Source organism: Segatella maculosa DSM 19339 = JCM 15638 (assembly GCF_000382385.1).
Classification (GTDB): domain Bacteria; phylum Bacteroidota; class Bacteroidia; order Bacteroidales; family Bacteroidaceae; genus Prevotella; species Prevotella maculosa.
On the sequence record NZ_KB908319.1, the window covers coordinates 165,776 to 178,202 of the forward strand.

A 12,427-nucleotide genomic window follows, 5' to 3' on the forward strand; every position below is an offset into this window, starting at 1 on the left:
CGTGTTCTCCTGCTTATTATTTGACTTTGAGTTTCTTTCCGGCCCGTATTCCGCTGCCTTGAATGCCGTTAAGACGTTTCAATTTCGTTACGGTGGTGTTGTTGCGCTTAGCGATTTCCGACAACGTATCACCCTCGCGGATTGTCACACTCCTACCTTTTGCCGGACGTTCTCTCTTTTTCCGGCCCTGCTTTCTGCCATTTCTGCTTACCTGTTTGCCGTATTTGTAGACGCGTCTGTAGCGAGTGATGGTCGGTTCTTCATCGTTTACCTCGACCTCGGTGCGCTTGTTCTGCAACTCATTCGGCATGTAATTGTAGATGGCGTCTTCATTGTCGATGAACTTCATCACCGACATCGTGGGCAGACGGAGCGCAGATGGGCGCCACTTTCCATTGACAATATTGTGACGATATTGCGGGTTCAGTTCGGCAATCTGGTCCACATCGAGACCCAATACGTGGGCCACTTGCTCGAAATGCAGGTCACGGTTGACGACGACGGTGTCGGTCTTAGCCGGCAAATCGGTCATCATCGGGCAGATATTGTGCTCACAATAGTAATTCATAATATAGTTAGCGGCAATGAATGCGGGCACATATCCGCGCGTTTCCCGCGGCAGATAGGGATAAATCTGCCAGTAATCATTCTGCTTGGAGCGGTGAATAGCCTTGTTGATTTTGTCGGGGCCGCAGTTATAAGCAGCAATCACAAGGTTCCAATCCCCATAGATTTTATAAAGGTCGTTCAGGTAATGGGCTGCCGCATAAGACGCTTTTACGGGGTCACGCCGCTCATCTACCAATGTATTTACCGTCAATCCGTATCGCTTGGCCGTGTTGAGCATGAACTGCCAAAGGCCAGTTGCGCCCACTCGGGACACGGCTCTGGGGTTCAAAGCCGACTCAATGACGGGCAAATATTTTAGTTCCAAGGGCAGTCCATAGCTTTCCAAGGCCTCCTCAAAGATAGGCATATAGAAGTTTTGTGCGCCCAACATGTAACTTACCGAGCGGCGAAGGCGACCGCTATATCGGTCGATGAACTGTTGAACCACGTCGTTATAAGGCATCTCGATGAGCGTGGGAAGCATGCTCAGACGTTTCATATAGACCGATTTTTCATACACGGGATTAACGTCAGGCAGGTTGCATGAGGTGTCAGGACGCAGATACTTCGTGTTATACAGGTGCATCAAGCTGTCAAGTTCCATGGTCATGGCCTCTGGAAGCTCGATAACTTCCCGCTTTCCGTGTGCATTTGTGACGGTGATTTCAGTCTCTTCGTTGTCGTTGTCTGCGTCGTCAACCACTTGTGCCTGCACTTTCACGGTGCTGGCAAGCAAGAGCGAGAGGGCGATTAAGTATATTCTTTTCATTTTAAAATAGGGTTCTATCTTTCAATTCTGTTTTTTCTTTTCCACATGAAGGCCTGATGAAGTCAGAAATTCAAGCTACAATGCAGACCGATTCCTCCTGAACGGAGCGGATGACGTTGGTAATCGGTATTGACAATGGCCGGTTCGACACGCAGACTGAGGTCGTTCGAGATGTCGAATTCGGAGAGGGAGGCGTCCACATAGGCATCGATTACCGACAAGGCATACACACCTGCGAGGACAAAAAAACTCATATCGCGCCACCTTCTATAGCGGTCTTTGCGTCTTTTGAACAAGTCTTGATAGCGACTGATGTTCTCATTGGTGATCTTAGCGCCTAAATGCATGAACTGATTATAGCTTGCCGTCGAGGGATCATTGTCCATAATGTCCATGTAGGCCTGCGAGTAATCGTGATACATTTGGTTATTCCATGTCATTGCATACATGCAACCAACGATGCCACCATATATAATAGGAAGCTTCCAGAACTTACGATTGTAGATTTGACCAGCTCCCGGAAGCACCAATCCCAGCCATAGTGCGCGCTTAGGGTCGGGCTTCCATGTCGCCCAATCACGCTTTTTCTTCGTCATCTGCAGGGAGTCCGTTGCCAAAGTCACGCTGTCGGCATGCGTCAGCACTTCAGCTGCCTTGATATTTGGTGCATCTGCAAGCGGCATATGCCTCTCCTCATGCTGCGCATAGGCACAGAATGGCAGGGCAAACAAGGCCATCGCAGCGATGATATGGGAGCGTCTTGCAGAAGACATGCCTCACTTCAGTTTGTCAAAGGCGTTCATGATGCGCTCCAACTCTTCTTCGTTGGCAAAAGGTATGCTGATTTTCCCCTTTCCCTTGGCGGAACAAGTCATTTGAACCTTAGTATTGAAGAACGAAGCCAACCGGTTTTTGAGTGCATTAAACGTTTCCGGGAGCTGATTGCGCGCCACAATCTTCTTCTTCCCGCTTTCAATATCCTCGCCACTCTTCAGTGCCTGCACCAACTCCTCCACCTTTCTTACGGAGTAACCGTTCTTCAGTATCTCTTTGAAAAGCTTGATTTGAAGTGCCGGACTGTCCAAGGCAAGCAGCGCACGGGCATGACCCATGTCGATAGTTTTGTTCTGTAAGGCCATCTGAACCTGTGCCGGCAGCTTCAAGAGTCGCAGATAATTGGTAATGGCCGTGCGGCTTTTGCCTACACGTTCCGACACTTTCTCCTGCGTCATTCCACTACCTTCGAGCAGATGTTCATAGGCCAAGGCAATCTCGATGGCGTTCAAATCCTCGCGTTGGATATTCTCCACAAGGGCCATTTCCATGACATTCTCGTCCTTGATGGTGCGAATATAGGCCGGAAGCGCCTTGAGTCCTGCCAGTTGAGAGGCTCTCCAGCGGCGTTCCCCAGCTATGATCTGGAAGCGGTTGTCGGCAATCTGGCGGAGGGTTATCGGCTGAATGATGCCGATTTCACGAATGCTGTTGGCCAATTCCTGCAAAGCTTCGGGGGCAAACTCGCGGCGAGGCTGGTTGGGATTGGCTTCAATCTGATCGATTGCAATCTCGTTGATGGTCGAAGACCCCTGCGTTCGAACGGCATCTGTAGAGATGAGCGCGTCGAGACCACGGCCTAAGGTGTTGTATTTCTTGTGTACTGCCATTTCTGTTTCGTTGTTCTTTTAAAGAATCTGACTCATCTCTCCTTATCGATGAGCTCTTTTGCCAAGGTCAAGTGGTTCTTGGCACCGGCCGATTCGGCATCGTAGAGAATCACAGGCAGCCCATGACTCGGACTTTCGCTTAGCTTCACGTTACGCTGAATGACCGTCTTGAAGACCAATTCTTGGAAATGTCGTTTCACCTCGTCATAGATTTGGTTGGCCAAACGCAGGCGACTGTCGTACATAGTCAGCAAAAATCCCTCGATTTCCAACTGCTGATTGAGTTTGCTCTTGATGATTTTTATGGTGCTTAGCAGCTTACTGATGCCCTCAAGTGCAAAGTATTCGCACTGCACGGGAATGATGACTGAGTCGGCAGCCGTCAGGGCATTGACCGTAATCAGGCCCAATGAAGGACTGCAATCGATGAGGATATAATCATAATCGTTGCGAATCGGGTCGAGAAGACGCTTCAAAACGCGTTCGCGACTTTCAAGGTTGAGCATCTCAATCTCTGCTCCCACGAGGTCAATATGGCTCGGAATGATATCCAATCCCTTGATGTCTGTGGTGTAAATTGCATCACGTATGTCGGCATGATCAATGATACATTCGTAAATGGAGCACTCAACATTCTTGATATCTACGCCCAATCCACTTGAAGCATTGGCCTGCGGGTCGGCATCAACCACGAGAACCGACTTCTCAAGTGTGGCCAACGAGGCTGCCAAATTAATTGTTGTTGTGGTCTTACCCACACCTCCTTTTTGGTTAGCTAAAGCTATAATCTTTCCCATTTAGAAATAAGTTGATTTGCTGCAAAGTTACATATTTTACATGAAATAGGCGAGAAATAAACCTTTTTTTAGTACTTTTGTCGCAAACTTACACTGCAAAAGATGAACCAGAAGCGTCCTTTTATCCTGATTTCCAATGACGACGGCTACCATGCCAACGGCATCAAAACCCTCGTTTCCTTTCTGAAAGACCGCGCCGACCTGCTGGTCTGTGCCCCGGAAGCAGGCCGTTCGGGCTTTGCCTGCGCCTTTTCGGCCGCTATCCCTCTGCGATTGAAACGCAGGCACAACATGGGCGACGTGGAAGTGTGGTCATGCAACGGCACACCTGTGGACTGTGTAAAGCTCGCCGTCGACCAACTTTGCAGCGAGCGGCGGCCCGATTTGATCCTCGGCGGCATCAACCACGGTGACAATGCCTCGGTCAACAGCCACTATTCCGGTACGATGGGCGTGGCAAGAGAGGGCTGTATGAAGTATATTCCCTCTGTGGCTTTCTCTACAAGCGACTACGATGAGGAGGCCGACCTGCGCTATCTGCGCGACGATGTCTGCCGCATTGTGGACAAGGTGCTGGCCGAAGGACTCCCGAAAGGCGTCTGCCTGAACGTGAATTTCCCCGCCAAACCGCCTTTCAATGGCGTGAAAGTGTGCCGAATGGCCTTCGGAAGTTGGGTCAACGAGGTGGTCAAGGCACGCCATCCGCATGGGTATGACTACTATTGGCTGGCCGGTGAGTGCCGAAACGACGAGCCCGAGGCCACAGACAGCGACCATTGGGCCCTGCAACATGGCTATATCGCCATCACACCCACACGGATTGACGTCACCGACTACGGCTTCATCGACACCGTGAAGGGCTGGAATCTGTAGCATTATCGGAGCTTATGAAGTATTACCTCATCGTTGGCGAGGCCAGTGGCGACCTGCATGCCGCCCATCTCATGGCGTCATTGAAAAGGAATGACCATGAAGCCGAGTTCCGTTTCTTCGGAGGCGACTTGATGACGGCCGTGGGGGGAACGCGCGTAAAACACTATCGGGAACTTGCCTACATGGGTTTCGTGCCCGTGTTGCTGCATCTTCGCACGATATTCCGCAACATGTCGCGCTGCAAGAAAGACATTGTTGCATGGCATCCCGACGTGGTTATCCTTGTAGACTACCCCGGTTTCAATCTCAATATCGCCCGTTTTCTGAAGCAAAAAACCGACATTCCGGCCTTTTATTACATCTCTCCAAAGATATGGGCGTGGAAAGAATGGCGCATCAAAGCCATACGACGCGACATCAAAGAGCTGTTTTCCATCTTGCCGTTCGAGGTACCTTTCTATGAAGAAAAGCATCATTACAAAATCCATTACGTGGGCAATCCGACGGCACATGAGGTGCATTCGTTCCTGAAAGCCCATCATGAGGATTTCAAAACCTTTTGTGAGCGACACCAGATGGCCGATGACAAACCGTTCATCGCCCTGCTTCCCGGCAGCAGGAAGCAAGAAATCAAGGACAATCTTCCTGCGATGATAGCTGCATCGGCACGTTATGCCGACCGCTTTAGGCTCGTTTTGGCGTGCGCCCCTGCGATTGAAGACGCCTTTTATCAAGAGATTATGGAAAGAACGGGACCTGCCAAGTCTATTGTTTCACTGGTGAAAGACGACACATATGCCTTGCTTTCCCATGCAACGGCAGCCTTGGTGACCAGCGGAACAGCCACTTTAGAGACCGCTTTATTGCATGTTCCGCAAGTAGTTTGCTACAGAACGCCCGTGCCACGGCTTATCCGTTGGGCCTTCAACCACGTGCTTTCGTGTCACTATATCTCGCTCGTTAACCTCATTGCCGACCGTGATGTCGTGGCAGAACTCTTTGCTGACCGCTTCACAACGGACAATATTGCGACCGAACTTGCACGTTTATTGCCCGGAGGAACAGGGCGTGAGGCCATGCTCAAAGCCTATCAAGAGGTGGAAGAGCGGTTGGGCAATGAGGTAGCTCCCGACAATGCGGCCCGCTTGATGGTCAACCTACTCAGGCAGGAAGCCGACTGTTGTCCTTGAACAGAGGTGCCTTTTCTTGTAAGCATGTTTCATATCGAATTTGCAAACGTCTGCAATTTTTTGCATCTTTGCAGTATGTAGGGACGCACGGCTCGTGCGTCCGCTCGCATTGTAGTTGACAAGTTGATTGTTCCACGCTGATCGGACGCACGGACCGTACGTCCCTACAGCCTCGGCATGGCTATATTTGTTTTGCAACCTCTATTGAGATGTCATTTCTTTTGCGTATTTTCAAGGTTCAGAGAAACCGGTATCAGACCACAATAGTATTGCTCCTTCGAAAAAACTGCGGCATTTTTATCTGTTTGGGTTTGCTGTTTTTATTTTTTCTTTTATCTTTGCAAAAACGTTTCGTGACCCTTCTTTCGTCACGAAAACAGTGAGAAACGAAACATGAATACAGACCGAAGACGACGCAGGTCGCTATATATAATAAGGTGTAAGACTCACCTTGCCGCCTTTCATACAAAAGGAATGAAACGCTTTCCCATCATTTGTCTCCTTTTGCTGTGGACTTTCGGCCTGTCGGCACAGACACAACAAACTATATCAACGGCCCCTGCGCGCGAAACGACCGAGGAATACAAGCCGAAACGGCACACCGTGAGCGGCTATGTGCGCAACAATACGGGCGAATTGCTCATCAATGCGACGGTTTTCGACCTCACTACGAAGCAAGGAACGACGACCAACGAGTATGGTTTCTTTGCTTTAACGCTTCCCGATGGCCTCCACAGGCTGCGAATTTCTTACTTAGGCTACGAAGAGCACGTCGAACACGTTGATTTGCAGGCCGACCGACGACTCAATGTGAGCCTTTCCGAGATGCCATCCCTTTCAACTGTCGTCGTAACCGGCGACCTTAACTCCCCAATGCTCAACACACAGACGGGCAAACGCTCGCTTTCGCAGAAAGATATACGCGGGGAATTCGCCCTATTGTCCTCGCCTGACGTTGTAAAGTCGCTCCAACGCATCAGCGGTGTCGCTGAAGGTACCGAGCTGGTCAGCGGCCTTTACGTGCATGGAGGCAACAACGACGAGAACCTTTTCCTGCTTGATGGAACCCCACTCTACCAAATCAACCACACGATGGGACTGTTCTCGGCCTTCAATGTGGACATGGTGAAAAACGTCGACTTCTATAAAAGCGGGTTTCCAGCCCGATATGGCGGGCGTTTGTCAAGCGTTATCGACGTGCGGACCAATGACGGTGACATGCAAAAGCACCACGGCAGCTATCGCATCGGGCTGCTCGACGGCAGTATTCACTTCGAAGGACCTATTATCAAGGGGAGAACATCCTACAACATAGGCCTGCGAAGAAGCTGGCTCGACCTCTTCACCACGCCGATCTTTGCCATTATAAACCGCTCAAACAATGAAGACAAGTTCTCTTTGGGCTATCATTTCTATGATCTCAATGCCAAACTGACGCATATCGTCAACAGTCGGTCGCGACTTTCGCTGAGCCTGTATCAAGGTCGCGACGCTCTTAAGAGCAAAGATGAATACAATCAGACCTATGGAAACGGGAACTACGGCAGCAACGACCTTACACGTAACGACTTTCATTGGGGAAATCTCAATGCAGCCCTCAATTGGTCGTATCTGATGGCCCCTCAACTGCAAGCCAACTTCACGGCCGTGTTCACCAGAAACAGCACCCATTACAATACACTTTATGAAAGTAACGACCGAAGTGAGACGAGAAACGACTTCACCCGCACGGAACACGGCTACCGTTCGGCCATCTACGACGCCGGTTACCGCATGGCATTCGACTATAGGCCCACGCCCGGCCATCATATCCGCTTCGGTAACGACTATACATGGCATCTGTTCAAACCCCAAACCTATGCCAACACTAGCCAATATGGCGCGAACGAGAAGCGCGACACGGCACGACTGGCCGGCAGTAACCGCCACATAGCCCACGAGATAAGCCTCTATGCCGAGGACGAAATGGTGCTTTCGCAGCGTTGGACGCTGAATGCGGGGGCCAACATCGGGCTGTTCCACATCGGTAGTCGGCTCTTTTGCAACGTCGATCCGCGTGCAGCAGTGAAATATCAACTATCGGAAAAGGTATCACTAAAGGGCAGTTTCACCACGATGAGCCAGTTCGTTCACAAGATATCCAACTCATATATCGACCTTCCGACGGACTATTGGGTGCCCACAACGGCCAACCTTCGCCCGATGCGAAGCCAGCAATGGGCCATCGGCGCCTATATCATGCCCGACAAGCATTGGCTCTTTTCGGTCGAAGGATACTACAAACAGTCTGCCCACCTGCTGCAATATGCTAACTGGATGGGCATAGAACCGCCGGCAGAACGCTGGCAAGACATGGTGATGGACGGGCGCGGACGCTTCTACGGAATGGAGCTTGATGCACGATATCATGCCGCGCGCTTGGAACTGAGCGCAGCTTACACGCTATCATGGAACAAACGGAAGTTCGATCACTATTATCCCGGCTGGTTTAATGACAAATTTGACAACCGCCATAAGCTCAACCTCAACCTGCATTACCGCCTTTCGAAGGGCACTTTCGCCTATGCTGCTTGGACCTATCGCAGCGGTAACCGTGCAACGACGCCCACACAGTATGCCCCACTGCCCGACTTTGGGAACGGAAGTGAGCAGGGTTATATCTACGAGCGGCCCAACAACATCGCATTGCCGGCCTATCACCGGCTCGACCTCGGCGTCAATATCCACCACAAGACCAAACATGGGCATGAACGCATCTGGAACTGGAGCGTATATAACGCATATTGCCACTTGAACACGCTGTGGATAGACATGAAGTACGACGAACAGCGGGGCTATGTGCGTGCCAAGGCCAAAGGTTACATTCCGATTATCCCCTCATTCAGTTACACCATCAAGTTCTAAAGATGAAAAAGATATTGCTATTCCTGTCTTGTGCGCTGCTGCTTGGCTGCAAAGACAACTTCGATATTACGAAACTCAACGGCACCGACAAGCTCGTTGTCTATTGTTTTCCATCGCCCGGCGACACAACCGACATCAATGTAGGTCGCAGTCAGCCCGTCAATGGCAAGGGAAATGCCGTGATGATTGCCGATGCAAGCGTGACCTATCAAGTCAACGGCGTGGCTTTGACCATACGAAACTTGGGAGACGGGCACTATCAGGCCATCGGACAGCAACGCGAGGGCGACCGCATCACGCTGTCGGTCAAGGCAAATGGGCTGCCGGGGACAATGGCCGAGACCACGATTCCGACCCGTCTTGCCATTGAAAAGTTCGAGGTTGACACGGTCAACATGTACGATCGGGACTACGAAGCCTTCAGAGAGAGCGAACGTTTTGCCGTTACCTTCACCGATGATGCAGCGTCTGAAGACTTCTATGCCGTGAAATTGGTTCAAAAGATAGGCCATCATTTCCGCAATCTGCGCATCAATACCCACGATGAACCGGCCATCAACGGCATGTCGGACATTGATTATGACTTCGGTTTCGACGACAGTAGCTATCAGAATGTGGTGTTCTTCACCGACAAGAGCATCAACGGACGTCGCTATACGCTCCATTTGGGCATGCCATACAGGCCGTTCAGCCCGCCACATCGCATCGAACTCTATCGCATTTCGCCCGAATACTATCGCTTCATCAAGTCGATCAACGATGTTTCGAACAACGATATGGGCAAGATAGGACTGGCCCCTATCACGCCAACCTATAGCAATGTGCGGGGTGGACTCGGCGTTTTAGGAGGCTGTAGCAGTGGTCTGGGTCCGTGGCTCGTTGGCGAAGAGGATTAAAACAGGCGCATGAAAAGGCTTAGGCAGAGGCTCCGGAATGCCCATGACGGCAGGCTTGGCAGCCGGCAACAGTGGGTCCGCAGTGCAATGTGGCCGATGCAGCTGTGCAATCTCAGCCATTTTGCGCCCTGATCTCACCCATTTTAGCGCGTAATATAGCTGAGATTGCACGGCAAAATGGCTGAGATTGCACGGCAAAATGGCTGAGATTGGAATTCAAAATATAAGTCGTTGATTGTCAATGCAATGAACTTTCATAAACATTAAAACAAATAACCGAAATGAACTTCTTGGAATTAGCAAAAAAGCGTTGCTCGGTGAGGGATTATTCGCCGAGAACCATAGAGCAGGAAAAGCTTGATTACATTCTTGAATGTGCACGAATGGCCCCGTCGGCAGTGAACTATCAGCCTTGGCGCTTTATCGTTGTGCAGCATGACGACTGCCGTAAAATCGTGGAACAGTCTTATTCGCGCGAATGGCTTGCGAAGGCTCCGTTGTATATTGTGGCCTATGCGAAGACTTCGGAGGCGTGGATACGCAAGTATGACGGGAAGAATCATGCCGATATTGACGTGGCCATCGCCGTGGAACACATTTGTTTGGCTGCTGCCGAACAGGGTTTGGGCAGTTGTTGGGTCTGTAATTTCGATGTAGAACTGTTGAGAAAAGGATTGCATTTGGCCTCGGACGAATATCCCGTAGCCCTTATTCCAATCGGATATGGCAACGATACACCGGCAAAACCCAAACAGCGGAAGGCGAAAAACGAGATTGTAACCGTTAAATGAGCAGATGACGAGACCCGAATGAGAGACAGATTACGGGCAGAACGCATGCATAAAAAAATCTCCGGCACATCAAATGGCCGGAGATTTCTGTTTCCTTAATCGGCATAAAGCCTGCCGAGGCGTGCTAAAAAAGTGGTTATTGCCAGACGATTGCCACGCTTGAGGTATGATCTCTCTCTGAATGAAGAACCTCTTTATACTGTATGGGATAGCCTTCTTTATCAAGTTTCCACGTTACGGTATTCTGTTTCTTACCATTCAAGCTATAACCCAAGGGCAAATGACGGGTAGGTTTGCCCAGCATTCCGGCGAAATAAGCCATCTCAAGCTCATCTATATCTATACCAAAAAGGTCATAAAACATGAGGCCTCCCTTGTTCACGATGGGCGTTGTGACTTCTTTTGAGGTGTAATGAGTGACATATGTGTTGGTTTCCGTTTCTATTTTATCCGTACAACCCACGATATCACCATCTTTATAGCTGATGGTTGTGATGGACTTTCTATTTTTATTTGTTTCAATCACAGTCTCTATATGATCGTCAGCATTGTAGGTTAAGTCGTAACTGTAAGGAGGATACGGTTTCTTATCTTTGTCATATTGCTGCATTTCGGCATGCTTCACATAGCCTTTTCCATTCAGAAAGACCTTGGTTATCGTCCCTATTACTCCATCTTCAGTCTGAGTAATCACGGCATCTGGCTCATTTTTGCCCTTATTGGCTTTTGTATTATAGTCAAGTGTGTACGCATAAGTCTCCGAACCTCCTGAGAAACCAACGAGTCTACCGCTTGCATCGGTCTTAAATTCAGAGCCTGCAATGCTCTTAGGCACTTTTGTAAACGCACGTTTCGGGCCCACCGGAGCCGGTTGGGGCGTGTCGGTTTCATCGTTACTTCCGCAGGATACCAACGCAATAGCCATCAAAGCAGAAAGCATGAAAGTATAAATCTTGTTCATTGTCATTGTTTGTTGATTGGTTATATCATTATTGTTTGAATGAAAAATGCCCACGACAGGCACGCTGTTCCGTGGGCATTTCTGATGGATAAGCCTACTTCTTGTAGGTGATTCGGAGCTCCATACCTCCCCCTTTTTGGCTTTCTACAAGCTTACCTCCTGAAATGGACAGGCTTGTCTCGGCACGATTGTCAAGCAACACCTTGCCGTCTTTCACGCTGAATGTCTTCCATTGGTCGACGGTTCGGCCGTTCAAGATGCGCGAACCGCTGCCGTCGGCATTGAACTTCAACTGATAACTGAAGCCTTTTGCTTGCGAAGCATCTAACGAAGTCCACTGACCAGCAGTATTGATTTCAATCTTTTCCACCGTGAAAGTGCTGCCTTTGATGGTTTCTTCGGTCAGCGTCGGTTCGTCATCATCGCTGCTGCAAGCCGTAACTGCGGTCATAACGAAGAACATCATGACCATTGTCAATACACTGAAAATTTTGTTTAACGCTCTTTTTTCCATAAATTAAAATGTTAATAATTGAATGATTGATATGTTAAGAACAAGTCTTTGCAAAGGCTACACAAGTCCGTCGAGTTGCTTCTTCATCTGTCTCAAGCGGTCGCGCACCGAGATTAGCGTCTCCATCACGTCGGCCGTCTTGTCAACTCCCTCGCGATTGGCATTGAGTACCTTTCTTGCTGCCGCCAATTTGAAGCCTCTCACCTTCACGAGATTGTAGATGAGCTTGATTTGTTCGATATCCTTGTCGGTATACTGCCTGGCTTTGCTGTCTTTCTGCACCTTAGGTCGCAGATGAGGGAACTCTGTCTCCCAAAATCTCAGCGTGCTTTCGTTGATTTCGAACATGGCCGCAACTTCCTTGATACTGTAATACAACTTCAGATTTTTATTCGTATGGAGGGGCATATTCCTATGTTTTTTGATGCAACAACGCTTAATTTCTTTGCAAAGTTAGCA

General features: G+C 49.6%; 12 protein-coding genes. 5 read left to right on the plus strand and 7 right to left on the minus strand.

The features are described 5' to 3' along the window. Positions 1 to 16: 16 nt before the first annotated feature. The 4 genes from H164_RS0100695 to H164_RS0100710 form a co-directional block, all read right to left on the minus strand. Positions 17 to 1,378 carry a lytic transglycosylase domain-containing protein gene (locus tag H164_RS0100695; RefSeq protein WP_019966848.1) on the minus strand — a complete coding sequence of 454 codons (1,362 nt, stop codon included), beginning with the start codon at positions 1,376 to 1,378 and terminating at the stop codon, positions 17 to 19. Between the two features lie 62 nt (positions 1,379 to 1,440). Continuing rightward, positions 1,441 to 2,151, minus strand: a complete 711-nt coding sequence (locus tag H164_RS0100700; RefSeq protein WP_019966849.1) for a DUF5683 domain-containing protein — start codon at positions 2,149 to 2,151, stop codon at positions 1,441 to 1,443. Between the two features lie 3 nt (positions 2,152 to 2,154). Further along, positions 2,155 to 3,042 (minus strand): ParB/RepB/Spo0J family partition protein, encoded by an 888-nt coding sequence (locus H164_RS0100705; RefSeq protein ID WP_008565331.1) that lies wholly within the window; start codon positions 3,040 to 3,042, stop codon positions 2,155 to 2,157. Between the two features lie 32 nt (positions 3,043 to 3,074). Then, complete coding sequence (locus H164_RS0100710; protein WP_008565334.1) at positions 3,075 to 3,839, minus strand: ParA family protein; 765 nt, start codon at positions 3,837 to 3,839, stop codon at positions 3,075 to 3,077. Positions 3,840 to 3,941: 102 nt separating this feature from the next. On the opposite strand from H164_RS0100710, the gene surE reads away from it, so the two are divergent. The 5 genes from surE (at position 3,942) to H164_RS0100735 (ending at position 10,493) form a co-directional block, all read left to right on the plus strand. Further along, positions 3,942 to 4,712: a 5'/3'-nucleotidase SurE gene (surE, locus tag H164_RS0100715; protein WP_019966850.1), complete on the plus strand. Its 771-nt coding sequence runs from the start codon at positions 3,942 to 3,944 to the stop codon at positions 4,710 to 4,712. Positions 4,713 to 4,726: 14 nt separating this feature from the next. Further along, positions 4,727 to 5,902 (plus strand): lipid-A-disaccharide synthase, encoded by a 1,176-nt coding sequence (gene lpxB, locus H164_RS0100720; protein WP_019966851.1) that lies wholly within the window; start codon positions 4,727 to 4,729, stop codon positions 5,900 to 5,902. 474 nt (positions 5,903 to 6,376) lie between these two features. Beyond that, entirely contained in the window at positions 6,377 to 8,806 is a 2,430-nt protein-coding gene (locus tag H164_RS0100725) for a TonB-dependent receptor (RefSeq protein WP_019966852.1), read from the plus strand. A gap of 2 nt (positions 8,807 to 8,808) precedes the next feature. After that, the gene (locus H164_RS0100730) at positions 8,809 to 9,702 is read left to right on the plus strand and encodes a DUF4249 domain-containing protein (protein ID WP_019966853.1); all 894 of its coding nucleotides are present in this window, start codon (positions 8,809 to 8,811) and stop codon (positions 9,700 to 9,702) included. Between the two features lie 281 nt (positions 9,703 to 9,983). Beyond that, positions 9,984 to 10,493, plus strand: coding sequence for a nitroreductase family protein (locus tag H164_RS0100735; RefSeq protein WP_019966854.1), 510 nt, complete (start codon positions 9,984 to 9,986; stop codon positions 10,491 to 10,493). A 136-nt stretch (positions 10,494 to 10,629) separates the two neighbouring features. Here the strand turns inward: H164_RS0100735 and H164_RS0100740 are convergent, their stop codons facing one another. From H164_RS0100740 to H164_RS0100750, 3 genes are all read right to left on the minus strand, one after another. Then, a complete protein-coding gene (locus H164_RS0100740) occupies positions 10,630 to 11,454 on the minus strand; it encodes a DUF4595 domain-containing protein (RefSeq protein WP_248616173.1) in 825 nt (274 codons plus the stop codon). Between the two features lie 94 nt (positions 11,455 to 11,548). After that, complete coding sequence (locus tag H164_RS0100745; protein ID WP_238315252.1) at positions 11,549 to 11,920, minus strand: hypothetical protein; 372 nt, start codon at positions 11,918 to 11,920, stop codon at positions 11,549 to 11,551. Between the two features lie 105 nt (positions 11,921 to 12,025). Next, a complete protein-coding gene (locus H164_RS0100750; protein WP_019966857.1) occupies positions 12,026 to 12,376 on the minus strand; it encodes a MerR family transcriptional regulator in 351 nt (116 codons plus the stop codon). Positions 12,377 to 12,427: the final 51 nt, after the last annotated feature.